The sequence below is a fragment of the Cellulosimicrobium sp. 4261 genome (assembly GCF_040546915.1).
Lineage (GTDB): Bacteria > Actinomycetota > Actinomycetes > Actinomycetales > Cellulomonadaceae > Cellulosimicrobium > Cellulosimicrobium cinnabarinum.
Genome location: NZ_JBEPOQ010000003.1, coordinates 161,895 through 186,741, shown reverse-complemented (window position 1 = coordinate 186,741; position 24,847 = coordinate 161,895). Strand labels below are relative to the sequence as shown.

Below are 24,847 nucleotides of genomic sequence, written 5' to 3'. Positions count from 1 at the left end.
CCGGTCAGCGCGGCTGGTACGGGGAGACGACGACCTCGACGCGCTGGAACTCCTTGAGGTCCGAGTACCCGGTCGTCGCCATGGCCCGGCGGAGCGCGCCGACGAGGTTGAGCGTGCCGTCAGCCTGGCGGCCCGGCCCGAAGAGGATCTCCTCGAGCGTGCCGGCCGTGCCGACGCGCACGCGCTCGCCGCGCGGGAGCTGGGCGTGGTGGGCCTCCGAGCCCCAGTGCCAGCCCTTGCCCGGCGCCTCCTCGGCCCGCGCGAGCGCCGCGCCGAGCATGACCGCGTCGGCGCCGCACGCGACCGCCTTGACGAGGTCGCCCGAGCGGCCGACGCCGCCGTCCGCGATGACGTGCACGTAGCGGCCGCCCGACTCGTCGAGGTAGTCGCGCCGTGCCGCCGCGACGTCCGCGACCGCGGTCGCCATGGGCGCGTGGATGCCGAGCGAGACCCGCGTGGTGTGGGCCGCGCCGCCGCCGAAGCCGACGAGGACGCCCGCGGCGCCCGTGCGCATGAGGTGCAGCGCCGCGGTGTACGTGGACGCGCCGCCCACGACGACCGGGACGTCGAGCTCGTAGATGAAGCGCTTGAGGTTGAGCGGCTCGGCGACGCCGGACACGTGCTCGGCGGAGACCGTCGTGCCGCGGATGACGAACAGGTCGACGCCCGCGTCGACCACCGTCTGGTAGTGCTCCTGCGTGCGCTGCGGCGACAGGGCCGCGGCGACCGTGACGCCCGCCGCGCGGATCTCCTTGAGGCGCTGCGTGATGAGGTCGGCCTTGATGGGCTCGGCGTAGATCTCCTGCATGCGGCGCGTGGCCTCGAGCGGCTCGAGCCCGGCGATCTCCTCGAGGAGCGCGGTCGGGTCGTCGTAGCGCGTCCACAGGCCCTCGAGGTCGAGGACGCCGAGGCCGCCGTGGTTGCCGAGCGCGACGGCGGTGGCCGGGCTCATGACCGAGTCCATGGGCGCCGCGAGGATCGGCAGCTCGAAGTGGTAGGCATCGATCTGCCAGCCGACCGACACCTCCTCCGGGTCGCGCGTGCGCCGCGAGGGCACGACGGCGACGTCGTCGAAGGAGAACGCGCGCCGACCGCGCTTGCCACGTCCGATCTCGATCTCGTTGCTCACCGGGTCAGCCTACCGGCGGGCCGTGCCCGTCACCTGCACCGACCACCGTGTGGGTGGGCGCTGGCAGGGTGACGCTCGTCGCCGGGACGTCCGGCGACGACGGGAGCGCCGGGCGCCCCGGGACCCGACCGGACGGCAGAGGTGGACCATGACGACGACGCCCTGGACGGCGGGACCGCTGCTCGGTCTCGACACCGAGACCACGGGCCTCGACGTCGACGTCGACCGCGTCGTCACCGCCGCGCTCGTGCTCCGCGAGCCGGGTGCCACGCACGTGCGCACGTGGCTCCTCGACCCGGGCGTCGAGATCCCGGCGGAGGCCACGGCGATCCACGGCATCACGACCGCGCACGCCACGGCGCACGGGACGGCGCCCGCCGTCGCGCTCGACGAGATCGCGACGCTCGTGGTCGACGCCCAGCGCGACGGCGTCCCCCTCGTCGCCTACAACGCGGCGTTCGACCTCGCGATCCTCGACACCGAGCTCGTGCGCCACGGCCTGCCGACGCTCTCCGCGCGCCTCGGGCGACCGGTCCGGCCGGTGCTCGACCCGCTCGTGCTCGACCGGGCGTGGGACCCCTCCCGCGAGGGCAAGCGCCGGCTCGTCGACCTGTGCGCGCGCTACGAGGTGCTCGACGTCGGGCCCCTGCACACCGCGGACGGGGACGTGCTCGCGACGCTCGACCTGCTCGACGCGCTCGCGCGGGCGTACCCCGACCTGGCGGGTCTCGGACCGGCCGCGCTGCACGACCTGCAGGTCGTCGCGCACCGGCGGTGGGTCGACGCCCTCGACCCGGAGCGTGACCGGCCCTACGTCGGCGCCGGGGCGGACGGCCGCTGGCCGGGCTGACGCGGGTCACCACCCCCGCGAGGAACCTCGGCGCATATCTCATGATCCGGGTGAAGGTCGTGTGATGGTGGCATGGCGAGCGCTTGAAGCGGGCCGCTCGCCGCGTCGATATCTCATCCATGAGTTATCGTCGCTCTCATGACAGCGATCGACGACGCACCTCTCACGCAGGTCGGGGCGCTCATCCGTGGCGCCCGCCAGAACCGTGGTCTCACCCAGACCCAGCTCGCGGAGCGGCTCGGCACGAGCCAGAGCGCCGTGCACCGCATCGAGCAGGGCTCGCAGAACCTCAGCCTGGAGATGCTCAACCGCATCGGGCTCGCGCTCGACTCCGAGATCATCAGCCTCGGCGGCCCCAAGCACGCGCACCTGCGCGTCCAGGGCGGCCAGACCCTCTCCGGCCGCATCGAGGTCAACTCCTCGAAGAACGGCGCGGTCGCGCTGCTGTGCGCCTCGCTCCTCAACCGCGGCCGCACCACCCTGCGCGGCGTGGCCCGCATCGTCGAGGTCGACCGGATCGTCGACGTGCTGCGCTCCATCGGCGTGCGGGCGACGTGGACGACGGGCGGCCGCGACCTCGAGATCGTCGTGCCGGAGCGGCTCGACCTCGCCGCGATCGACGTCGACGCCGCGCGCCGCACGCGCTCGATCATCATGTTCCTCGGGCCCCTGCTCGGGCTGCGGGACACGTTCGAGCTCCCGTACGCGGGCGGCTGCGACCTCGGGACGCGCACCGTCGAGCCGCACATGATCGCCCTCCGGCCCTTCGGCCTCGCCGTCACCGCGACCGGCGGGAACTACCACGCGACGGTCGCGCCGGCGTCGGGCACGGACCTGTCGGTCGTGCTCACCGAGCGCGGCGACACCGTCACCGAGAACGCGCTCATGGCCGCGGCCCGCCGCGACGGCGTGACGACGATCCGCAACGCCAGCTCCAACTACATGGTGCAGGACCTGTGCTTCTACCTCGAGCTGCTCGGCGTCCGCGTCGAGGGCATCGGCACGACGACCCTGCGCGTGCACGGCCGCACCGACATCGACGTGGACGTGGAGTACGCCGTCTCGGAGGACCCGGTCGAGGCGATGAGCCTGCTCACGGCGGGCATCGTCACGGGCTCGGAGATCACCGTGGCCCGCGTCCCGATCGAGTTCATGGAGATCGAGCTCGCGACCCTCGCCGAGATGGGTCTGCGGTACACGCAGAGCGCCGAGTACGTGGCGCGCAACGGCCGCTCGCGCCTCGTCGACGTCACGGTGCACCCCAGCGAGCTGCACGCGCCGATCGACAAGATCCACCCCATGCCGTTCCCCGGCCTCAACATCGACAACCTGCCGTTCTTCGCGGTCATCGCCGCGAACGCGCAGGGCACGACGCTCATCCACGACTGGGTCTACGAGGGTCGCGCCATCCACCTCACCGACCTCACGCGGCTCGGCGCGGACGTGCGGCTCCTGGACGCGCACCGGCTCCAGGTGACGGGCCCGACGCGCTGGTCGGGCGCCGAGGTGAGCTGCCCGCCCGCGCTGCGTCCCGCCGTCGTCATCCTGCTCGCGATGCTCGCGGCCAAGGGCACCTCCGTCCTGCGCGGCGTCGACATCATCGCGCGCGGCTACGAGGGCCTCACCGAGCGCCTGCGCGAGCTCGGCGCCAACATCGAGACGTTCCGCGACTGACCCTTCGCCCGCCTCGGCGCCGGCGGCCTCGGCGCACGCAGAGCCCGCGGCGCCCGCACGACCACGACGGGCCGCCCTCCTCCGGGAGGGCGGCCCGTCGTCGTCACGTCGGGGAGGTCGTCGTCACTTCGGGTAGACGGCGTCGACCTCCACCTCGACGAGCCAGCCGTCGACCGGGAGGTTCTCGATCTCGAGCGCGAAGCGCGACGGCCGGGCCGCGTTGACGACCATGGGCGCCGTCCGGGCCGAGCCGAGCTGGACCTCGAGCGTCGCGCCGGTCGCGAGGTTCGTGTTCGCGAAGAACTGCCGGTAGGCGCGGTTCCAGCCGGCGAAGTCCATCTTCTCCTGGCCGGCGGGGTTCTGGAGGAACACCCGCATGGAGACGACGTCGTCGTAGGAGAGCCCGGCCCGCTCGAGGTTCTCCCCGATCCGCATGAGGACGTTGATGCCCTGCGCCTCCGTGATCGTCACGCCCGCCGGCAGGACGCCGCCCGGGAAGACGTCGGTCGGGACGTAGCGCTGCTCGGCCGTCGCGCCCGGCGTCGTGTTCATCGCGGCGGGACCGAGGCCGGACGACTTGTACCAGGCGACGTTCTTCCCGATCGCGACCCCGTCGGCGATGGACGGGGTGTCGCCGGTGACGAAGGAGTGGGCCTCGGTCGGCTTCGGCTCGAACAGCCTCCCGGCGGCGACGGCGGTGCCGGGGACGGCGACGGCGGCGGTGAGGGCGACGGCGACGACGACCTTGGTGCGGTTCTTCATGCAGGCCTCCCAGGGGGACGACGGGCGCCACCCTGGCGCCCGGGCTCCGGCCGGTCGCGAGGACCGCCGGGGCCGCGACGCTAGCCAGCCCCCGTTTCCGTGCCGTGTCGGTGACGTGTCGGGTCGTCGCCGACGCCGGCGCACCGCGGGCGCACCGCCGCGCCGTCCCGCGGACCGGCGAACGGGCGGCGTCACGAGACGTTTACGCCGGACCCCGATCCGTTGACCGGCACGAAACGCGCCGGACCCGTGCTCGCGACGACACGTCCCTAGCGTCGGCCCCGGTGCTGACGGCGGCACCCGGCATCGTGGGCCGGGCTCCCCGCCCGTCAGGCCGTGGACGAGAGGGCTCCAGCCACATGGTCACTGACGAGAAGACGACCGGCGTCTCGCGCCGCAACTTCCTCCAGGCCGTCGGGGTCGGCTCCAGCGCCGGCGTCATGTTCGCGACGATGGGCGCGGTCGGGCTCGCGCCCACGGCCGCCGCGCAGCCGCGGAACGAGTCGTGGACACCGCCGCGGGGCAGCGACTTCAGCCTCACCGGCCGGTCCGCGAAGAAGGTCGTCGTCGTCGGCGCCGGGCCGGCGGGCCTGGCCACGGCGTACGAGCTGCAGAAGGCCGGCTACCGGGTCACCGTCCTCGAGGCGCGGCACCGCGTCGGCGGCCGGACGCTGACCATACGCGGCGGCGACGCGGAGACCGACGTCAACGGCGTCACCCAGAAGGCACGGTTCGCCGACGGCGTCTACATGAACGCGGGTGCGGGGCGCATCGCCCAGTGGATGGTCACCATGGACTACCTGCGCGAGCTCGGCGTCCCCTACGAGGTGTTCACCAACGCCAACGCGGACGCCTACCTCTACAACGAGCGCTCCGGCGCGACCCCCGGCAACCCCGTCCGGTACCGCACCGCGAAGGCCGACGTGTTCGGCTACACGTCCGAGCTGCTCAGCTATGCGACCGACCAGGGGGCGCTCGACCAGAAGCTCACCGCCGCGGACAAGGAGAACCTGCGCGCGTTCCTCCGGTCGTGGGGCTCGCTCCAGGCCGACGGCAGCTACCGGGGCGGCAACAACCGCGGGTACGCCGTGTACCCGTCCGCCTGGAACGAGCACGGGACCCCGCTCCCCGGTCCGGGCTCGGTGTCGGAGGTGCTCGCCTCGAAGGTCGGGCAGTACTTCCCGTTCGAGATCAACTGGGAGCAGTCGATGCTCATGTTCCAGCCGAAGGGCGGCATGGACACGACCTACGACTACTTCGTCAGGGCGATCGGCAAGCAGAACGTCCAGCTCAGCTCGCCCGTCACCGCGGTGAAGAACACGCCGCGCGGCGTCTCGGTCACCTACTCCGCCCACAACGGCAAGGCGCGGCAGATCGACGCCGACTTCGCCGTCGTCTCGGCGCCCGCGGGGCTCATGCGCCGCTGGGACACGAACTGGGGGCCCGACGTCGACGCCGCGCTCGGCGAGTTCGCCGTCGGGTCGCCCGCGGGCAAGATCGGGCTCCAGTACCGGTCCCGGTTCTGGGAGGACGACCACCGCATCTACGGCGGCATCACCGAGACGGACATGGACCTCGCCCACGTCTGGTACCCGTCCTACGGCTACGGGGAGCGCCGGGGGCTCGTCGTGGGCTACTACAACACCGGCGCCAACGCGCGCGCCTACGCGGACATGACGCCGCGGCAGCGGGAGATGCGCGCCGTCGAGCAGGGCGTGAAGATCCACGGCGAGAAGTACCGGACGGAGCTCGAGAGCTCGTTCTCCATCGCGTGGCACAAGGTGCCCTACATCGAGGGCGCGTGGGCGTACCCGAACACGCAGTCGTCGCGCTTCAAGCTCCTCCAGCAGGGCGCCGGGAACGTGTACTTCGCGGGCGACTGGATGTCCGAGATCTCGGCCTGGCAGCACGGCGCGTTCTGGGCCGCGCGCTACGCGGTCCAGGCGCTGCACGCCCGCGTCATGGCGTCGTGACGGCCGACCGCACGAGGCGCTGACGCAACGCCGACGGCCCGGCGCCACCCCGTGAGGGTGGTGCCGGGCCGTCCGTCGTGGTGCCGCGTGCCGGTGGTCAGAAGCCCGTGTAGTTGGGGGCCTCGACCGTCATCTGCACGTCGTGCGGGTGGCTCTCCTTGAGCGACGCCGACGTGATGCGGATGAAGCGGCCCTTCTCCTGGAGCTCGGGCACGGTGCGGGCGCCGACGTAGAACATCGTCTGGTGCAGGCCACCGACGAGCTGGTGCGCGACGGTGCCGAGCGAGCCCTTGTACGGCACCTGGCCCTCGACGCCCTCGGGGACGATCATGTCGTCGCTCGTGACCTCGGCCTGGAAGTAGCGGTCCTTCGAGTAGGACTTCTTGCCGCGCGAGGACATGGCGCCCATGGAGCCCATGCCGCGGTACGCCTTGTACTGCTTGCCCTTGACGAGGATCGTCTCGCCCGGGGACTCCTCGGTGCCCGCGAGCATCGAGCCGAGCATCACCGTCTCCGCGCCCGCGACGATCGCCTTGCCGATCTCGCCCGAGTGGCGCATGCCGCCGTCGGCGATGACCGGCACGCCGGCCGGACGCGCGGCGAGCGACGCCTCGTAGACGGCGGTCACCTGCGGGACGCCGACGCCCGTGACGATGCGCGTGGTGCAGATGGAGCCCGGCCCGACGCCGACCTTGACCGCGTCGGCGCCCGCGTCGACGAACGCCTGCGCGCCCTCGCGCGTCGCGACGTTGCCGCCGATCACCTGGACGTCGCGTGTCGCCGGGTCGGACTTGAGGCGCGCGACCATCTCGATGAGCATCCGGACGTTGCCGTGCGCCGTGTCCGCGACCAGCACGTCGACGCCCGCGTCGATGAGCGTCGTGGCGCGCTGCCACGCGTCGCCGAAGTAGCCGATCGCGGCGCCGACGAGCAGGCGGCCCTGGCCGTCCTTCGACGCGTTCGGGAACTGCTCGGACTTGACGAAGTCCTTGACCGTGATGAGCCCGGTGAGGCGGCCGTCCGCGTCGACGAGCGGCAGGCGCTCGAGCTTGTGCTTGCGCAGGAGGGCGGTCGCCTCCTCGCGGGAGATGCCCGCCGGTCCCGTGATGAGCGGCTGGGGCGTCATGACCTCGTCGACCTTCGTCGTCGCCCACTCGGCGACGGGCGTGAAGCGCAGGTCGCGGTTGGTCACCATGCCGATGAGGCGGCGCTCGGCGTCCAGGACGGGGAATCCGGAGATCCGGTACTCGCCCGCGGTCTTGTCGAGCTCCTCGAGCGTCGCGTCGGGACCGATGGTCACCGGGTTGTCGATGATGCCCGTCTGCGTGCGCTTCACCAGGTCGACCTGGAGCGCCTGGTCCTCGATCGAGAGGTTGCGGTGCAGCACGCCGATGCCGCCCTGGCGCGCCATCGCGATGGCCATGCGCGACTCGGTGACGGTGTCCATGGCCGCCGAGACGAGCGGCACGCGGATCGAGATCTCGCGCGTCAGGCGCGTCGTGGTGTCGATGTCCGACGGCGCCAGGTCCGAGTAGCCGGGCTGCAGCAGGACGTCGTCGTAGGTGAGACCCAGGAATCCGAAGGGGTCACGGTCGGGGACGGCGGCGGGGACGGGCGAGGCGGTCACACCAGGATTCTACGCCGCGGGCCCTCGCCGTATTCCCGGCCGGTGCTCGTCGGCCGGGCCCGCGCGAGGGGCGGACGGCGGGGTGCACGAGCGCGCACCCCGCCCGACCGGCGGGCCCGCGGGCAGCTCAGCGCACGACGGCGAGCAGCTCGTGGAGGAGGCCCGTGAAGCTGCGCACCCGGTGGACGGTCGCGGCGAGCGGCAGCTCCTCCGCGGCCTGGTCGCTCGGGAGCCCCACGAAGAACGGCAGGCTCGGGTTCGCGTCGTGCGCGGCGTGCACGATGCCCAGGTCGGGTCGCGCCTGGGTGGTGACCATCGCGACGGCGGACGGCCGCACCATCGTCACGATCTCGAGCGTGCGGTGCACGTTCGCGGGCCCGGTGACGATGCGCGCCATCGCGCCGTGCGACGCGAGCGACGCGGCGAGCGCGTGCGCGGCCAGCGGGAGCGGCTCGTCGGGCGCGGCGAACACGAGCACGATGCGCCGCATGCGGCTCGGGTGGTTCCGGGGCGGACCGCCGGCGGCCACGATCGCGTCCTCGCTCGCCTGCGTGTACTCGCGCAGCGCGACGAGCGTCGCGTTCGCGAGCACGACCTCGGGCACCTCGCCCGGGCCGGCGAGCACGGTGCGCTCGGCCAGGCGCTCGAGCGCGGGCTCGACGAGGTCGGACCACCACGCGGCCGGGTCTCCGCCCGTCGGGATGCGCAGCAGCCGGTCGCACGCGCGCTGGTCGTAGGCGATGGCCGCGTCGACGACGTCGGAGACGCGCGTGGGCCGCGGCCCCTCGCGGACGCCGACCGGGCGGGGCCCCGCGGCGCGCGCGGGCTCGCCCCCGGGGACGGCGCGCAGGAACGGGCGCGACGGCGGCGGCTCGGGCGCGTCGTCGTCCGTCTCGGGCTCGTCGGCGTCCAGGTCCGCCGCGCCGTCGCCGCCGCGGTCGTCGAAGGAGATCGCGCCGCGGTTCGCCGCGAGCTCCTCCTCGTCCGCGGCGAGGGCGGCGCGGGCCGCGTCGGCGGGGGCGACGCCGTCGAGCGTGAGTCGGCGCATCACGACGAGGCGAGCGACGTCGTCGTCCGTGTAGCGCCGGTGGGAGCCGGCCCGGTGCTGCGAGGGGCCGAGGCCGTAGCGACGGTCCCAGGTGCGCAGGGTCGCGGGCGCGACGCCGAGCCGGCGCGCGACGGCGGCGACGGCGAGGCCGGGAGACGAGGTCATGCTCGGTCGGGCTCCCTCGGGGTCGGGGGCGGACCGGACTGAGGTCATGGATCGATTCTGCCGAGCGGGCACCCGTCTCGCCACCTCGTAGAGGTCACAGTCGTGCACCCTTCGCGCCACACCCGCGCCATATTTGTTCGCTGCACGCGCAAACGCGCCGCGCGCAGCCGATCGCGTCAGCGCGACCGGATCGGCCGACGCGGTTGGGCAAACTCACACCGCTCCACGAGCGGTTCAACCTGCTCGTTCACTTTTTCCTCACAGGGGACTTGAACAACCCTTGCAACGCTTGTAGGTTGTTCGGCATGGCAGAGATCTCGAGGCTCCCCGGGCCCGTCATGGAGCTGTGGGAATGGCAGTACCAGGGTTCGTGCCGCGACGCGGACGACACGTTGTTCTTCCACCCCGAGGGTGAGCGCGGCTCGACGCGACGACGGCGGGCGGAGGCCGCGAAGGCGATCTGCCACTCGTGCCCCGTGATGCTGCAGTGCCGCGAGCAGTCGCTCCGCGTGCGCGAGCCGTACGGGGTGTGGGGCGGCCTGAGCGAGGACGAGCGCGCCGCCATCCTCGCGGGCGGCGCCCGCCGCACCGGCTGACGCACCCTCCCCTGGCACCGCCCTCGGCGCCCCCGCGCCACCAGCAGACCTGCACGGCCCCGGTCCGACGTCGCACCGGGCACCCGTGCGCACGACCCGTGGGACCACCGGTGGGGCGACCGGCCACGGAACGCAGCAGGGCCCCGCGACCGACGGTCGCGGGGCCCTGCTGCTGAACCGGGTCGGCGTCAGCCGACCACCACGGCGAGGATGTCGCGCGCGGACAGGACGAGGTAGTCCTCGCCGCCGTACTTGACCTCGGTGCCGCCGTACTTGCTGTAGATGACCTTGTCGCCGACGCTCACGTCGAGCGGGACGCGGTTGCCGTTGTCGTCGACACGGCCCGGACCGACGGCCAGGACCTCGCCCTCCTGGGGCTTCTCCTTGGCGGTGTCCGGGATGACCAGGCCGGATGCGGTCGTGGTCTCGGCCTCGAGGGCCTTCACGACGATCCGGTCCTCGAGCGGCTTGATGGGGACCGACACGTCGGACCTCCCCTTTCGCGGTGAGAACTGCAACGGATGGGTCGAGCGCACCGGCTGGCCGTCGTCGCGGGTGCCGGACAGCCTGGTCGCACGTGGTGCCGCCTCCGCGAGCGGTGGCGGCACGTCTCAAATCTAGGTCCCGGTTAGCACTCGGTCAAGGCGAGTGCCAACGTCCGTCCTGCGGACGACCTGGCCCAGGCTGCGCGTGGTCCCCGGCCCCCGTGGAAGGATCGACGCCATGGACGCCGCCACGCTGACCAAGCTGCTCAGCCCCGAGGGCTGGGCCCTGCTCGGCGCGCTCCCGCCGTACGACGAGCAGCAGGCGCTCGTGCTCGCGGCCGGGCTGCGCGCGAAGGGCGTCGACCCCGACCTGGCCGCCGCGGCCCTCACCCAGTCCCGGCTGCGCGCCGCGGCGCACGGCAAGCTCGGCGCGTTCGCCGACGGCATGCTCTTCACGCAGGCGGGGCTGGAGCAGGCGAGCCGGCTCGTCGTCGCGGGGCTGCACGCCCGGCGGTACCAGGAGGCGGGGATCCGGCGCGTCGCGGACCTCACGAGCGGGATCGGCGTCGACGCGCTCGCGTTCGCCGCCGCGGAGCTCGAGGTGCTCGCGACCGACGTCGACGAGCTCACGGCGGCGATCGCGACCGTCAACCTGCGCCACTTCCCCGAGGCCGAGGTGCGCCACGGCGACGGGCTCGCGCTCGACCTGGAGGGCGAGCGGATCGAGGGCGTGTACGCCGACCCGGCGCGCCGCACGCGCGCCGGCACGCGCGTGTTCGACCCGAAGGCCTACGCCCCGCCGCTCGACGCGGTGTGGGCGCTGCGCGAGCGCGTGCCCGCGGTCGGCATCAAGGTCGGTCCGGGCATCCCGCACGCCGGACTGCCCGAGGACGCCGAGACCGAGTGGGTGTCGGTGGACGGCGACGTCGTGGAGGCCGGGCTCTGGTTCGGCCCGCTCGCGCCCGAAGGACCGGGGCGCTCCGCGCTCGTCCTGTCGTCGTGGACCGGGCCCGACGGGACCGAGCGGACCACGACCCGTCGGATCGCCCATCGCCCGGGCGACGCGGACGTGGTGCCCGAGGTGGGCGCCGTCGGGCAGTACCTCTACGAGCCGGACGGCGCCGTGATCCGGGCCGGACTCGTCGCCCACGCGGCAAGCGGCCTGGGCGGCCGCCTGCTCGACCGGACCATCGCGTACGTGACGACCGACTCCCCCGCGCCGCTCGACGCGACCGGGCTCGCGGACGGGCTCGCGCGCGGCTACCGCGTGCTCGACACCATGCCGTTCGGCCTCAAGCGGCTGCGCTCCTACCTGCGCGAGCGCGGCGTGGGGCGCCTGACGATCAAGAAGCGGGGCACGGCCGTCACACCCGAGCAGCTCCGGCGTCAGCTCGCTCTCACGGGCGACGCGACCGCGACGATCGTCCTCACGCGCGTCGGCGGCTCCCAGCAGGTGCTCGTCGTCGAGCCGCTGTCCGCTCCCCCGGCGGGGACGCAGGCAGGCGCCCCGACCGACGGCGAGCAGGGCGGGCCCCGGTGAGCGCCCTGCCGCGCCGCACGGCGATCCCCTTCGCCCGCTCGGAGCGCTCGACCGTCGGGCTCGAGTGGGAGCTCGCGCTCGTCGACGCCGACTCGGGCGACCTGCGGCAGGTCGCGCAGACCGTGCTCGACGCCGTGCGCCCGGCCGACGGGGGCCCGCACCCGTCGATCAAGCAGGAGCTCCTGCTCAACACGGTCGAGGTCGTCAGCGGGGTGTGCCGTACGGTCGGCGAGGCGGGGCGCGACCTGCAGCGCTCGGTCGAGGAGCTGCGCGCCGTGACCGACCCGCTGCGCGTCGAGCTCATGAGCGCGGGCACGCACCCGTTCGCGCGCTGGGCGCAGCAGAAGGTCACCGACAAGCAGCGCTACACCACCCTCATCGACCGCACCCAGTGGTGGGGGCGGCAGATGCTCATCTACGGCGTGCACGTGCACGTCGGCATCGAGGACCGCGCCAAGGTGCTGCCGATCCAGCGCGCGATGCTCACGACGTTCGCCCACCTCCAGTCGCTCTCGGCGAGCTCGCCGTTCTGGGGCGGCAAGGACACCGGCTACGCGTCGAACCGCGCGCTGATGTTCCAGCAGCTGCCGACCGCGGGGCTGCCGTTCCAGTTCGGGACGTGGGAGGAGCTCGAGGGGTACGTCGCCGACATGCTGCACACCGGCGTCATCGACGCGTTCGACGAGGTCCGGTGGGACCTGCGGCCCGCGCCGCAGTTCGGCACGCTCGAGACGCGCATCTGCGACGGCGTCACGAACATCTCCGAGCTCCTGGCGCTCGCCGCGCTCACGCACTGCCTCGTCGAGCACTTCTCGACGATGCTCGACGAGGGCCGCGAGCTGCCGAGCATCCCGCCCTGGTACGCGCAGGAGAACAAGTGGCGCTCGGCGCGCTACGGGATGGACGCCATCATCATCCTCGACCGCGAGGGCAACGAGGAGCTCGTGACCGACGCCGTCGGGCGGCTGCTCGTCGAGCTCGAGCCGGTCGCGGCGCGCCTCGGGTGCCTCGACGAGCTCGACGGCGTGCGCACGATCGTGCGGCGCGGCGCGTCCTACCAACGGCAGCGCGCGGTGGCGCGGCGCCACGGGGGCGAGCTGGACGCCGTCGTGCGCTCGCTCGTCGCCGAGATGCGGGCCGGCCGGCCCCTGTGACCCGGCCGGGCCGTCACACGTGCGTGACGGTGAGCGGCATCGACGAGTCGACGCCGATGTCCAGGCTCGACGGCGCGACGCCCGCCCGCACGACGGCCGAGCCGAGGGCAGCGATCATCGCCCCGTTGTCGGTGCAGTAGCGGATCGGCGGGATGCGCAGCTCGATGCCCGCCTCCGCGCAGCGCTTCGCCGCCATGTCGCGCAGCTGCGAGTTCGCGCTGAACCCGCCGCCGACGACGAGCGTCGACACGCCGTGCCGCTCGCACGCGGCGATGGTCTTCGCGGTGAGCACGTCGGCGACGGACTCCGCGAAGGAGGCGGCGACGTCGTGCACGGGGATCTCCTCCCCCGCGTCCTGGCGCGCCTCGACCCAGCGCGCGACGGCCGTCTTGAGGCCCGAGAACGAGAAGTCGTACGCGTGCTTCTCCTGGTCCTTGCGCGCGGTGAGGCCGCGCGGGAACCGGATCGCCGTGGGGTCGCCCTCGCGCGCGAGGCGGTCGATGTGCGGGCCGCCGGGGTACGGCAGGCCGAGCAGGCGCCCGACCTTGTCGAACGCCTCCCCCGCGGCGTCGTCGAGCGTCGAGCCGAGCTCCGTGACCGACGTCGCGACGTCGTCCACGAGCAGGAGCGAGCTGTGCCCGCCGGACACGACGAGCGCCATGACGCGCTCGGGGAACGCGCCGTGCACGAGCTCGTCGACGGCGGCGTGGCCGATCACGTGGTTCACGCCGTAGAGCGGCTTGCCGAGCGCCAGCGCGAGGGCCTTCGCCGCCGAGGCGCCGATGGTCAGCGGGCCGACGAGCCCCGGCCCGGCGGTCACGGCGATCGCGTCGATCTCGGAGAGGTCGACGTCGGCCGTGCCGAGCGTGCGCTCGAGCGTCGGGATCATCGCCTCGAGGTGGGCGCGCGACGCGACCTCGGGGATGATCCCGCCGTAGCGCGCGTGCTCGTCCATGGAGCTCGCGACCGTGTCGACGAGGAGCTCGCGGCCACGGACGAGCGCGACGCCCGTCTCGTCGCAGGACGTCTCGATGCCGAGCACCAGGGGCTCGCCGGAGCTCGCGGGAGCGGTGGGGACCATGGTCTCCAGGGTAGTCGCGCGCGGGGGCGGGCCGTGCGTGTCGCGCACGTCACACCGTCTGTCCGGAAGATGATCAAGGGTTCAACTGTTCGTACGGGTCATGAGCACCGACACCCTCATCGAGTCCTCCGCCGCGCCGACCGAGCAGGCCGACCGGCTCGCGATCGACGCGCAGGCCGCGGACCGCCTGTTCCGCGCGGCGCACACGACGCACGCGTTCTCGGACGAGCCCGTCACCGACGAGCAGATCCAGGCCGCCTGGGACCTCGTCCGCTGGGCGCCCACCGCGATGAACACCCTGCCGCTGCGGCTGCTCGTCGTCCGCACGTCCGAGGCGAAGCAGCGCCTCGGCGCGCACATGGCGGACTTCAACCGCGACAAGACGCTCGCCGCGCCGGTGACGATCGTCGCCGCCGCCGACCCGTCGTTCCACCAGCACCTCGGCACGCTCGCGCCGTTCCGCGAGGGCATCGCCGAGCAGCTCGACCCGCAGACGGAGCTGCGCGAGGGCATGGCCCGCACCAACGCGCTCATCCAGATCGGCTACCTCATCGTCGGGCTGCGCGCCGCCGGCCTGTCCGTGGGCCCCATGACCGGCTTCGACGCCGCCGGGATCGACGCCGAGTTCTTCGGCGAGTCCGGCTGGCGCACGCTCGTCGCGATCAACGTGGGCTACCCGGCCGACGAGGGCGCGCACTTCCCGCGCCAGGCGCGCCTCGACTTCCACCAGGTCGCCGAGGTCCTCTGAGCCACGTCCCGCACCGTGCGCGCCGAGGCGGTACCCCACCGGGGTGCCGCCTCGTCGCGTCCCGGGGGCTGCGGGTCGCCCCCGGCGCCGGGCGCGCCGCCGTCCGTCAGGTCGCGACGGGGCGGTCCGGGTCGTTCGACCACTGCGACCACGACCCGGCGTAGAGCGCCGCGTCCACGCCGAGCGTCGCGAGCGCGGCGACCTCGTGCGCGGCGGTGACGCCCGAGCCGCAGTACACCCCGACCCGGCTCGACGGGTCGACGCCGAGCGCGGCGAACCGCGCGCCGAGCGCGTCCGGGGCGAGGAACGTCCCGTCGGCGGCGAGGTTGCCCGTCGTCGGGGCGCTCACCGCGCCGGGGACGTGGCCGGCCCGCGGGTCGACGGGCTCGACCTCCCCGCGGTAGCGCTCGCCCGCGCGCGCGTCGAGCAGCACGCCCGACGCCGCGAGCCGGGCCGCGTCGTCGGCGTCGAGCACCGGCATCCCGCCCGGGGAGACGACGACGTCCCCCGGCTCGGGCCGCACGTCGCCCTCCTCGGTCGGGTACCCCGCCGCGCGCCACGCGGGCAGGCCGCCGTCGAGGAGGCGGACGTCGTCGTGGCCGGCCCACCGCAGCAGCCACCACGCGCGCGCGGCCGACGTGCCGCCCAGGGCGTCGTACACGACGACGCCACGGTCGGCGCGGACGCCCCACCGCCGGGCCGCCGCCTGGAGGGCGCCCGGCTCCGGCAACGGGTGGCGGCCCGCGGCGGGCGACGGCGGCCCCGCGAGCTCCGTCTCCAGGTCCACGTACACCGCGCCCGGCACGTGCGCGGCACGGTGCTGCTCGCGCCCGTCCGTGACGCCCAGCGCCCACCGCACGTCGAGCACGACGGGCGGGCGGTCGCCCGCGAGCGCCGCGGCGAGGCCCCGCGCGTCGACGAGCACGCGGTCGCGCCGCGCGAGGTCGCCCGTCACGCGACCACGTCGGCGGACGCCGTCCCGTAGTCCGGCTCGTCGCGGGGCGGCGTGGGGCCCAGCTCGAGCCGCATCGTGTACGCGTCCACGTCCTCGGGCTGGTAGTACCGCTTGCGGATGCCGAGCTGCTCGAACCCGTGCTTCGCGTAGAGCCCGAGCGCCGCGTCGTTGTCGACGCGCACCTCGAGCAGCACCGCGCTCGCCCCGAGCTCGCGCGACCGCTCGACCAGCGCCTCCAGGAGCACCGAGCCCACGCCCTGGTGCTGGAACGCCGGGTCGACGCCGATGGTCATGACCTGGGTGACGTCGCCGTCGAACCACAGGCCCGCGTAGCCGACGAGCGGCTGCGGCCCCGCGGCGTAGAGCCGGACGGGCTCGGCGGCGACGTACCACCGCCCGAACCCGGCGAGCTCGTCGGCGAGCATCCCGTAGGTCCACGCGCCGCGCCCGAACAGCTCGCGCTCGAGCTCGACCACCCGGTCGAGGTCGGCGGCCTTGAGGGGCCGCAGCCGGATCTCGTACGACCGCGTGCTCATCGCGACCGCTCCGGCGACGCGTCGCTCACGCGCTTGCGCGCCGCGGCCTCCTGGACGTCGGGGCGGCGCAGGTACAGCGGCTCGGTCGGCTGCTCGATCCCGGCCGCCCGGCGCGCGATCGCGAGGCGCGCGAGCACGGAGGCGTCGGGGACCTGCGGCGCGTCCTGCGCGACGTCGAGCGCGTCGGGGTACAGCTCGGCGCCCTCCCCGACCACGACGGCGCCCGCGGCGTGCGTCGCGACGTCGGCGGCGGGGCCGACGTCGGGCCCCGCGACGGTCTCGAGCACGGGCACGGCGTGCGGCCCCTCGTGCGCGACGACGCGGTACCGCGCCCAGTACACCTCGCGGCGACGTGCGTCGGTCGCGACGAGGAGCTCGTCGTCGGGCGCGAGGCCGAGGTCGCTCACGGCCTGCGCGGCGACGGCGTCGAGGCTCGGGACGCCCAGCACGGGGACGCCGAGCGCGAAGCCCAGGGCGCGGGCCGTGACGAGCCCGACCCGCAGGCCGGTGAACGGCGCCGGGCCCGTCCCGACGGCGACCGCGGTGAGGTCGCGGCGGTCGACGCCCGCCTCGGCGAGCGCCTCCTCGACGAGCGGGGCGAGCGCCTCGGCGTGCCGGCGGCGCTCGGGCGCGTCGCGGCGGGCGAGACGAGCGCCGTCGTCGGAGACGACGGCGACGGTGACGGAGGCGGAGGTGTCGAGCGCGAGAACAGCCACGGCTCCAGCCTACGGCCGAGAGCGGGGCCGTCCCCGTCGTCGGGCGCTACCGGTTCAGCGCGGCGACGTCGAGGCCGGCCCAGCGCGCGCCGACGCCGCGCACCGTCACGCGCCGCTCCCCCGCCTCGGGCGCGTCGTCCTCCTGCTCCTGCGACGTGCCCACCCCGCCGCGCGGGCGCTCGAGCACGATCTCCAGGCGGTCGCCCGCGAGCGCCTCGACGAGGCCGCTGCCCCACTCGACGACCGTCACGGACTCGTCCAGGCTCGAGTCGAGGTCGAGCGCGTCGACCTCGTCGAGCGACCCGAGGCGGTACGCGTCCACGTGCACGAGCGCCGGACCCCCGACGACGGACGGGTGCTCGCGCGCGACGATGAACGTCGGGGACGCGACCTGGCCGCGCACGCCGAGCCCGGCACCGATCCCCTGCGTGAGCGTCGTCTTCCCCGCCCCGAGGTCGCCCGTGAGGATCACCAGGTCGCCTGCGCGCAGCACCGCGGCGAGGGCGCGGCCGAACGCGCGGGTCGCCTCGGCGTCGGGCAGCACGACGACGCCGCCCGGCGCGTCGTCGGCGGCGGTCCCCCCGGCCGCGGGCGCCGGGGTCGAGAGGTTCGGGTCGTCGCTCACGCGCGGACCGTCCTTTCCGTGCTGTCGTGCGGGTCGCGCGCGAGGAGCGCCCGCGCGCCGTCGTCGAGCACGTGCTTCCCCACGTGCTCGCGCGGCACGCGCGCACCGAGGCGCGTCGTGATCTCGTAGCTGATGGTGCCCGCGGCCTGCGCCCAGTCCTCGGCCGTGGGGATCCCGGCCGATGCCACGCCGTCGCCCGCGCCGAACAACGTGACGACGTCGCCCGCGCGCTCGGTCGCGCCCGGGCCGAGGTCGAGCACGAGCTGGTCCATGCACACGCGGCCCGCGACGCGCACGACGCGTCCGCCGGGCTCCCCCGGGCGGGCGCCGACGAGCACCGGCCCGCCCGGCGCGCCCGCGGGCCCGCCGCCCGACGCGTGGCGCGGGATCCCGTCGCCGTAGCCGAGCGGCACGACGCCCAGCGTCGTGTCCTGCGGCGTCGTGTAGTGGTGCGAGTAGGAGACGCCGTGGCCGCCGGGCACGCGCTTGACCGTCGCGAGGCGCGCCTCGAGCGTCATCGCGGGGCGCAGGCCGAACCGCGACGGCGGCCCGAGCTGCGGCACGGGCGTCATCCCGTACGCGGCCAGGCCGGGGCGCACGAGGTCGTAGTGCGTGCGGGGGGCGGTGAGCGTCGCCGCGGAGTTCGCGAGGTGGCGCAGCTCCGGCACGACGCCCGCCCGCGCGGCCTCGCGCACGGCCTCGTCGAGGACGTCGGCCTGCGCGACGACGGTCGGGTGGCCGGGCTCGTCCGCGAACGCCAGGTGCGACCACATCCCGACGACGCGCACGGCACCCTCCGCCTCGGCGCGCGCGACGGCGTCGAGCACGTCCGGCAGGTCGGCCGGCATGATCCCGTTGCGGCCCAGGCCCGTGTCGACCGCGAGGTGAACGCGCGCCGTCCGGCCCGCGGCCCGCGCCGCCGCGACGACCTCGTCGACGGCCCAGCGCGCGGCGAGCGACACGTCGACGTCCGCCTCGACGAGCTCGCGCAGCGGCGCGCCCGGCGGGTAGAGCCACGTGAACACGCGCGCCCGGTCCGGGCCGACGCCCGCCGCCCGCAGCGCGAGCGCCTCGCCGGGCTGCGCCGTCCCGAGCCACGTCGCACCGCCCGCGAGCGCCCCGAGCGCGGTCGCGACCAGCCCGTGCCCGTACGCGTCCGCCTTGACCACGGCCATCACCTCGGACGACGGCGCCAGGTCCGCGAGCGCACGCACGTTGTCGCGCACCGCCGCCAGGTCGACCACGGCGCGGGCCGGGTGGACGTGGGGGTCCGGGCCGTCGGGACCGCCCGCGCGGGGCGTCGGGGCGGGGTCCGCGGAGGAGCCCGCCCGCGCGCCGGTCGGGACGGTGCCGGGGGCGCCGGCGGGTGTGCCGGCCGAGGTCGTGCGCTGGGTGTCGCTCACGGTCGTCGATTCTCTCACCCGCGGGTCACCACGCGGAGAGCACGCGGTCCGTGGCGAAGCGGCGCTCGCGACCCGTGAACGGGTCCGTGAACGCGAGCGACCGCGAGACGAGCTGGAGCGGGCGCGAGTAGTCCTCGGGCGAGACGTCGTACGGCTCGGGGTAGAAGTTGTCGTGCACGATCGGCACGCCGAGCCGCGCCATGTGCAGGCGGAGCTGGTGCGTCCTGCCGCTGTGCGGCTCGAGCCGGTACCGCGCGAGCCCGCGCGCCGGGTCGGTCTCGACCACGTCGACGCGGCTCTCCGCGTTCGGCTCGCCGTCGACCTCCTCCGCCCGCATGACGCCGCGGCGCTTGACGATGCGGCTGCGCACGGTCGCGGGGAGGTCGAGCGACGGGTCCCACGGCGCGACCGCCTCGTAGGTCTTGCGCACCTCGCGCCGCGCGAAGAGCTCCTGGTACGCGCCGCGCACCTGCGGGCGCAGCGTGAGCAGCAGGACCCCCGCGGTCACGCGGTCGAGGCGGTGCGCGGGGCTGAGCTCGGGCAGGTCGAGGTCGCGGCGCAGCCGCACCAGCACCGACCGCGCGACGTACGACCCGCGCGGGATCGTCGCGAGGAAGTGCGGCTTGTCGACGACCAGCAGGTCGCGGTCCCGGTGCAGCACGCGGACCTCGAACGGCACGTCCGGCTCGACGGGCGGGTCGCGGTAGAGGAACACGAACCCGCGCGGCTCGTACGGCGTGCGCGCGTCGACCGGGCGCCCGCGGCCGTCGACGACCTCGCCCGCAGCGACCTTCTCCGCGAGGCGCGCGGCGTCGTCGGGGAAGCGGTCGCGCACGTAGTCGAGCGTGCGCGGGTACCGCGCGACGCTCTCGGCGTCGTGCGGCAGCACGAGGCGCGTCGGGTTGAGGCCGTCGCGCACGGGGAGGGGGACCACGCACACCACGGTACCGGCGGTGTCCCCACCGTCGGTGCGGGTCGCGCGCGGTGGGTGCGCGGTCGTGCGCGGGGGGTGCGCGGTCGTGCGCGGGGGGGGTGCGCGGTCGTACGCGGTCAGCGCGCGGCGAGCAGCTCCGCGACGACCCCCGGGACCGCGTGCGCGACGTCGAGCGCCGCGACGGGGCCGCCCGGGTTCGCGCGCTCCGCGGCGAGACCGTGCACGACGGCGGCCGCCGCCGCGAGCCGCGCGGCGAGGCCCGGCTCCCGCACGACGCGCTCGGAGTGCGCCGCGAGCAGCGTGCCGAGGACCCCGGCGAGCACGTCGCCCGCGCCCGCGGTCGCGAGCCACGCGGGCGCGTCCGCCTGGGACCACGCACCCTCCGGCCCGACGACGACCGTCGCCGACCCCTTGAGCAGCACCGTCGCGCCGGTGGCCTCGTGCGCGCGGCGCGCCCAGCGCAGGGGCTCTGCCTCGACGCCGGCCCGCGTCACGTCGTCACCGTGCGCCCGCAGGAGCGTCGCGAGCTCCCCGGCGTGCGGGGTGAGCACGACCGACGGCGGGCACCGGTCGGGCAGCAGGGACAGGGCCCCGGCGTCGACGACGGCGGGGACGCGCTCCGGCGTCGCGGCGGTCGTCGTCGCGGCGGTCGTCGTCGCGGCGGCGAGCGCGGACCGCACGCGCTCGTGCTGGCCGCCGTCGCCGACCGGGTCGTCGTCCGGGCCGGGGACCGCCGGGACGCCCGGGCCGAGCACCCAGGACTGGACGCGGCCCGGGGCGGGCACCACCTCGGGGCGGGCCGCGAGCACGGCGCGCGTGGCGTCGTCGGGCCCGCGGTAGCGCACCATGCCCGGACCGGTGCGGACGGCCGCGGTCGTGACGAGCACCGCCGCGCCCGGGAAGGTCGGCGTGCCCGCCACGACGCCGACGACGCCGCGCGTGTACTTGTGGTCGGTCGCGCCGGGCACGGACCAGAGCGCGGCGACGTCCGCCGGCTCGAGCCGGCGCACGACCGGCGTCGCGGTCCCTCGGTCGGGGCCGGGCGCGCGGGGTCCGGGTGCGTCGGGTCCGGGTGCGTCGGGTCCGGGTGCGCTCGGGGCGGGTGCGCTCGGGGCGGGTGCGTTCGGGGCGGGCGCGTTCGGGGCGGGTGCGCCGTCGGCGGGCGCGCCGAGGCGCAGCCCGATGTCGACGACCGCGCCGCGCCCCGCGAGGTGCGTCGCGGGCGGCAGGAGCAGCCCCGGCTTGGCGGCGCCGAACGTCACGGTGCGGTCGGCACGCAGCACCGGACCTGGGACCGAGCCGTCGTCGACCCCGATGCCGCTCGGCGTGTCCACCGCGACGACCCACGGGCGACCGAGGCCTTCGGGACCGTGCGCGGGGCCGCCGTCGAGCACCGCGGTCAGGCGCACCACGAGGTCCGCCGCGACCCGGCGCAGCGCCCCGCGGGCGCCGATCCCGACGAGGCCGTCGAGCACGACGTCGGCGCGCGCCGCCTGGGCGGCGACCCGGTCGGCGACGTGCGGGTCGAGGTGGTCGTGGAGGCGGTCGTCCTGACCGCCGTCGTGCGCCGCGCCGTCGGGGCTGCCGACGAGCACCTCGACCCGCCCGCCCGCGTCCCGGAGCGCCGCGAGACCGCCGGCGTGCGCGTGCTCGCCCGTGAGCACCGCGAGCACCTCGACGCCGCGGCGCGCGAGGTGCGCGCCCGCGTGCAGCGTGTCCCCGCCGTTGTTGCCCGAGCCGACGAGCAGGACCGCCCGGGCGCCGGTCACGCGCCCGTCGCGACGGCCGCCGTCGGGCAGGGCGACCGACCGCCGTCGGGCGAGGTCGCGCGCGACGACTGTGGCGAGCGCGAACGACGCCCGCTCCATGAGCGGGACGCCCGCGGCGAGCAGGGGCTCCTCGGCGGCGCGGACGTCGGCGACGGACCAGGCTTCGATCATGGCCTCATCCTGCCCACCGGTCGCCGGGGCCGCCTGCGCGCGCGCCCGCGCGCGCCCGGCGTGCCCGGGTCGTCGTGACGGCCGAGGGCTGAGACGGTCCCCGCGGGCGCGCTGCGGGCGGCGCAGGCCCGCATAGGGTGACGAGCATGCGATTCGGACTCTTCATCCCGCAGGGCTGGCGCTACGACCTCGTCGACGTCGCCCCCGAGGACCACTGGAAGACGATGCTCTCCCTGCTCCACTACGCCGACAACGCAGCGGCGGGCGAGCCCCTGCCCGGCGGCGAGTTCGCGTGGGACGGCGTGTGGGTCTACGACCACTTCCACACGACCCCGACCCCGAGCACCGAGGCGACCCACGAGGCGTGGACGCTCATGGCGGCGTTCGCCGCGGCGTCGCAGCGCGTGCGCCTCGGCCAGATGTGCACGTGCATGGCGTACCGCGAACCGACCTACCTCGCGAAGGTCGCCGCGACGGTCGACCACGTCTCGGGAGGCCGTCTCGAGATGGGCATCGGCGCGGGCTGGTACGAGCACGAGTGGCGCGCGTACGGGTACGGCTTCCCCAGCGCGGGCGAGCGTCTGCGCGCGCTCGACGAGGGCGTGCAGATCATGGCGCGCATGTGGCGGACCGGGTCGTCGGGCACGTTCGAGGGCCAGCGCTACCAGGTGGACGGCGCCCTGTGCTACCCGCAGCCGCTCCAGCGGGTCGCGGTCGACGGCGAGGGCGCCGTGCCGAGCATCCCCCTGTGGATCGCCGGCGGGGGCGAGAAGAAGACGCTGCGCATCGCCGCGCAGCACGCCCAGTACACGAACTTCGACGGCTCGCCGGAGGGCTTCGCCCACAAGTCCGCGGTGCTCGAGCAGCACTGCCGCGACCTCGGCCGCGACTTCGGGGAGATCACGCGGTCGGCCAACTACAACGTCGTCATCGGCGAGACCGAGCAGGACGTCGCGGACCGCCTCGCCCGGGTCGAGGAGCACGCCCGCCGGTACTTCCCCGAGAAGGCGGACGACAGCATCGCGTCGTGGCGGGACGGCCCCCTCGTCGGGACGCCGGAGCAGATCGTCGAGACACTCACGGCGCTGCGCGCCCAGGGCCTCGGCTACGCGATCGGCTACTTCCCCTTCGCCGCGACCGACCGCGACCAGCTCGAGCTCTTCCAGCGCCAGGTCATCCCGGCCCTCCAGCTCTGACCCGCGACCTCCCGCCCCCTCCACCCTCCCCCTCCCCGCGCGAACAGGTGGTCCTGGTTCGTCCGGTCGAGGGGACGAACCAGGATCGCCTGCTCGTCTGGCGTGGATCGCATGGTCGACGCCGACCACAGGGAATGCGGCGCCGAGCGTCGTCCACAGATCGCGACGACGAGGCTGCGGTGGCGGCGCACGACCCGCTGTGATCGCCTCATGCACGCACGCACCGCCGTCCCCGCCGAGCTCCTCCGGATCGCGTCCCGGCAGTCGGGACTGGTCACGACCGCGCAGGCCGGTGCAGCAGGACTGTCGCGGGGCAAGGTCCGTGGGCTCGTCGACCGGCGAGAGTGGCGCCGCGCCGCGATGAACGTCTACGAGCTCCGGTCGTCTGCCGTGGCGGGCCTCGACGGCCGACGACGTCGCGCAGCGCTCCTCGGCCTGCTCGCCTACGGCGCGGAGGCCGTCGCCGTCGGCGCCTGCGCCCTGGTGCTGCACGGCGTGGACGGCCTGCCGCACCGGCCCACCCCTCAGGTCGCCCTCGACGAGGCGTCGCGCCGGAGGCATCGCGACGGCGTCCGACTGCGCCAGTTCGACGACGGGATGCGCACGACGACCATCGACGGGTTCCGGGTCGTGACGCTCGACTGGGCTCTCGCTCAGGCCGTCCCGGAGCTTCCCCGTCCCCACGGGCTCGCCGTCCTCGACACGGTCCGGCGCCTCCGACTCCTGGCGCCCGACGAGCTCACCCGCGCGCACGACCTCGCTCGCGGACGGCGAGGCATCGCCACCCGGCACGACCTCTGGGAGCTGTCCGACGGCCGAGCAGAGTCCCCGCTGGAGTCGTTCGCCCGTCTGGAGTGCATCGAGGAGGGTGTGCCGCCAGACACCCTGCAGCTCCCCGTGCGCGACGAGACGGGCGCCGTGGTCGCTCGAGGTGACATGGGATGGCGGCGGCCCGGCGGTCGCTGGCTCGTCGCCGAGCTCGACGGCCGCGAGCACCACGACACCCCCGTCGCGGTCTTCGCGGACCGTCGTCGCCAGAACCTCCTCACCGGCTCGGGCACCGTAGACCTCCTGCGCTTCACGTCGCGCGACCTCGGCCGGGTCGCCGGGACCGTACGCCGCCACCTCGCCGTCTGACGGGCACCTCACCGCCCGACGGTGGGCACACCGCGGTCGACCGGAACCTGCTCGTGGGTCGAGCAGGCGATCCGCGTCGGCCGAGCAGGTGGTCCTGGCGCCTCGGCGATGCAGGACGAGCCAGGACCACCTGCTCGACCGGTGCGGGGGGCGCGGGGCGCGGGGGTCAGCCCTCTGCGACGACCATGGCCGAGGCGATGCCGGCGTCGTGCGAGATGCTCAGGTGCCAGGCCGTGATGCCGAGCGCGTCCGCGCGTGCCGCGACCGTGCCGGTGATCTCGACCTCCGGCGGGCCGCCGACGACGCGGTGCACGGTCGCGTCGTGCCAGCGCATGCCCGCGGGGGCGCCCAGCGCCTTGGCGATGGCCTCCTTCGCGGCGAACCGCGCGGCGAGCGACGCGGGCGGCAGGTCCCGCTCGGCCTCGGTGAACAGCTTCTCGCGGAGCCGGGGCGTGCGCTCCAGGGTCTCCATGAACCGCGCGACGTCCACGACGTCGATCCCCACGCCCTTGATCATGCGTCCACCCTACGGCGGCGACCAGGCCTCCCCGCCTCCACGAGCAGGTGGTCCTG

23 protein-coding genes are annotated in these 24,847 nt (G+C 75.0%); 9 read left to right on the top strand and 14 right to left on the bottom strand.

The window, feature by feature from the left end:
* Window positions 1-4 precede the first annotated feature (4 nt).
* On the bottom strand, window positions 5-1,129 hold the full coding sequence (locus tag ABIE39_RS05445; RefSeq protein WP_175007868.1) for a GuaB3 family IMP dehydrogenase-related protein: 1,125 nt from the start codon (window positions 1,127-1,129) through the stop codon (window positions 5-7).
* A 148-nt stretch (window positions 1,130-1,277) separates the two neighbouring features.
* On the opposite strand from ABIE39_RS05445, the gene ABIE39_RS05440 reads away from it, so the two are divergent.
* A complete protein-coding gene (locus ABIE39_RS05440) occupies window positions 1,278-1,979 on the top strand; it encodes an exonuclease domain-containing protein (protein ID WP_209827164.1) in 702 nt (233 codons plus the stop codon).
* 138 nt (window positions 1,980-2,117) lie between these two features.
* Window positions 2,118-3,653: a helix-turn-helix domain-containing protein gene (locus tag ABIE39_RS05435; RefSeq protein WP_186810343.1), complete on the top strand. Its 1,536-nt coding sequence runs from the start codon at window positions 2,118-2,120 to the stop codon at window positions 3,651-3,653.
* Between the two features lie 123 nt (window positions 3,654-3,776).
* Here the strand turns inward: ABIE39_RS05435 and ABIE39_RS05430 are convergent, their stop codons facing one another.
* Window positions 3,777-4,415 (bottom strand): Rid family hydrolase, encoded by a 639-nt coding sequence (locus ABIE39_RS05430; protein ID WP_074808939.1) that lies wholly within the window; start codon window positions 4,413-4,415, stop codon window positions 3,777-3,779.
* 359 nt (window positions 4,416-4,774) lie between these two features.
* Here ABIE39_RS05430 and ABIE39_RS05425 point away from each other — a divergent pair, with 359 nt between their 5' ends.
* Entirely contained in the window at window positions 4,775-6,388 is a 1,614-nt protein-coding gene (locus ABIE39_RS05425) for an FAD-dependent oxidoreductase (RefSeq protein WP_175007865.1), read from the top strand.
* A 97-nt stretch (window positions 6,389-6,485) separates the two neighbouring features.
* On the opposite strand, the gene guaB is transcribed toward ABIE39_RS05425, so the two are convergent.
* Window positions 6,486-8,015, bottom strand: coding sequence for an IMP dehydrogenase (gene guaB / locus ABIE39_RS05420; protein ID WP_021479849.1), 1,530 nt, complete (start codon window positions 8,013-8,015; stop codon window positions 6,486-6,488).
* 127 nt (window positions 8,016-8,142) lie between these two features.
* Window positions 8,143-9,228, bottom strand: a complete 1,086-nt coding sequence (locus ABIE39_RS05415; protein WP_255436999.1) for a MerR family transcriptional regulator — start codon at window positions 9,226-9,228, stop codon at window positions 8,143-8,145.
* A gap of 305 nt (window positions 9,229-9,533) precedes the next feature.
* Between ABIE39_RS05415 and ABIE39_RS05410 the strand changes: the two genes are divergently transcribed.
* Window positions 9,534-9,824, top strand: coding sequence for a WhiB family transcriptional regulator (locus tag ABIE39_RS05410; protein ID WP_175007863.1), 291 nt, complete (start codon window positions 9,534-9,536; stop codon window positions 9,822-9,824).
* Window positions 9,825-10,012: 188 nt separating this feature from the next.
* On the opposite strand, the gene groES is transcribed toward ABIE39_RS05410, so the two are convergent.
* Window positions 10,013-10,309, bottom strand: a complete 297-nt coding sequence (groES, locus tag ABIE39_RS05405) for a co-chaperone GroES (RefSeq protein WP_108048801.1) — start codon at window positions 10,307-10,309, stop codon at window positions 10,013-10,015.
* Between the two features lie 238 nt (window positions 10,310-10,547).
* Here groES and ABIE39_RS05400 point away from each other — a divergent pair, with 238 nt between their 5' ends.
* Window positions 10,548-11,849, top strand: coding sequence for a class I SAM-dependent methyltransferase (locus ABIE39_RS05400; RefSeq protein WP_354050728.1), 1,302 nt, complete (start codon window positions 10,548-10,550; stop codon window positions 11,847-11,849).
* On the top strand, window positions 11,846-13,003 hold the full coding sequence (locus ABIE39_RS05395; RefSeq protein WP_021482303.1) for a glutamate--cysteine ligase: 1,158 nt from the start codon (window positions 11,846-11,848) through the stop codon (window positions 13,001-13,003). The genes ABIE39_RS05400 and ABIE39_RS05395 overlap by 4 nt, the downstream gene beginning before the upstream one ends.
* Before the next feature lie 13 nt (window positions 13,004-13,016).
* On the opposite strand, the gene tsaD is transcribed toward ABIE39_RS05395, so the two are convergent.
* A complete protein-coding gene (gene tsaD, locus ABIE39_RS05390) occupies window positions 13,017-14,084 on the bottom strand; it encodes a tRNA (adenosine(37)-N6)-threonylcarbamoyltransferase complex transferase subunit TsaD (protein WP_175007861.1) in 1,068 nt (355 codons plus the stop codon).
* Window positions 14,085-14,184: 100 nt separating this feature from the next.
* Between tsaD and ABIE39_RS05385 the strand changes: the two genes are divergently transcribed.
* Window positions 14,185-14,832: a malonic semialdehyde reductase gene (locus tag ABIE39_RS05385; protein WP_175007860.1), complete on the top strand. Its 648-nt coding sequence runs from the start codon at window positions 14,185-14,187 to the stop codon at window positions 14,830-14,832.
* A gap of 106 nt (window positions 14,833-14,938) precedes the next feature.
* Here ABIE39_RS05385 and ABIE39_RS05380 read toward each other — a convergent pair whose 3' ends face one another.
* The 7 genes from ABIE39_RS05380 to ABIE39_RS05350 form a co-directional block, all read right to left on the bottom strand.
* The gene (locus ABIE39_RS05380; protein ID WP_175007859.1) at window positions 14,939-15,787 is read right to left on the bottom strand and encodes a rhodanese-like domain-containing protein; all 849 of its coding nucleotides are present in this window, start codon (window positions 15,785-15,787) and stop codon (window positions 14,939-14,941) included.
* Window positions 15,784-16,323 carry a ribosomal protein S18-alanine N-acetyltransferase gene (rimI, locus tag ABIE39_RS05375; RefSeq protein WP_175007858.1) on the bottom strand — a complete coding sequence of 180 codons (540 nt, stop codon included), beginning with the start codon at window positions 16,321-16,323 and terminating at the stop codon, window positions 15,784-15,786. The genes ABIE39_RS05380 and rimI overlap by 4 nt, the downstream gene beginning before the upstream one ends.
* Window positions 16,320-17,039 (bottom strand): tRNA (adenosine(37)-N6)-threonylcarbamoyltransferase complex dimerization subunit type 1 TsaB, encoded by a 720-nt coding sequence (tsaB, locus tag ABIE39_RS05370; protein ID WP_209827155.1) that lies wholly within the window; start codon window positions 17,037-17,039, stop codon window positions 16,320-16,322. The genes rimI and tsaB overlap by 4 nt, the downstream gene beginning before the upstream one ends.
* Before the next feature lie 46 nt (window positions 17,040-17,085).
* Window positions 17,086-17,583 (bottom strand): tRNA (adenosine(37)-N6)-threonylcarbamoyltransferase complex ATPase subunit type 1 TsaE, encoded by a 498-nt coding sequence (tsaE, locus tag ABIE39_RS05365; protein WP_074809371.1) that lies wholly within the window; start codon window positions 17,581-17,583, stop codon window positions 17,086-17,088.
* 77 nt (window positions 17,584-17,660) lie between these two features.
* On the bottom strand, window positions 17,661-18,908 hold the full coding sequence (gene alr, locus ABIE39_RS05360) for an alanine racemase (protein ID WP_354050894.1): 1,248 nt from the start codon (window positions 18,906-18,908) through the stop codon (window positions 17,661-17,663).
* Between the two features lie 184 nt (window positions 18,909-19,092).
* A complete protein-coding gene (locus ABIE39_RS05355) occupies window positions 19,093-20,001 on the bottom strand; it encodes a pseudouridine synthase (RefSeq protein ID WP_342779526.1) in 909 nt (302 codons plus the stop codon).
* Between the two features lie 116 nt (window positions 20,002-20,117).
* A complete protein-coding gene (locus tag ABIE39_RS05350) occupies window positions 20,118-21,941 on the bottom strand; it encodes an NAD(P)H-hydrate dehydratase (protein ID WP_354050725.1) in 1,824 nt (607 codons plus the stop codon).
* Window positions 21,942-22,087: 146 nt separating this feature from the next.
* Here ABIE39_RS05350 and ABIE39_RS05345 point away from each other — a divergent pair, with 146 nt between their 5' ends.
* Together ABIE39_RS05345 and ABIE39_RS05340 are read left to right on the top strand one after the other, a co-directional pair.
* Window positions 22,088-23,137: a TIGR03560 family F420-dependent LLM class oxidoreductase gene (locus ABIE39_RS05345; protein ID WP_175007854.1), complete on the top strand. Its 1,050-nt coding sequence runs from the start codon at window positions 22,088-22,090 to the stop codon at window positions 23,135-23,137.
* A gap of 210 nt (window positions 23,138-23,347) precedes the next feature.
* Window positions 23,348-24,274: a type IV toxin-antitoxin system AbiEi family antitoxin domain-containing protein gene (locus tag ABIE39_RS05340; protein ID WP_354050723.1), complete on the top strand. Its 927-nt coding sequence runs from the start codon at window positions 23,348-23,350 to the stop codon at window positions 24,272-24,274.
* A 166-nt stretch (window positions 24,275-24,440) separates the two neighbouring features.
* Here ABIE39_RS05340 and ABIE39_RS05335 read toward each other — a convergent pair whose 3' ends face one another.
* The gene (locus ABIE39_RS05335) at window positions 24,441-24,791 is read right to left on the bottom strand and encodes a holo-ACP synthase (RefSeq protein WP_021482029.1); all 351 of its coding nucleotides are present in this window, start codon (window positions 24,789-24,791) and stop codon (window positions 24,441-24,443) included.
* Window positions 24,792-24,847 lie beyond the last annotated feature (56 nt).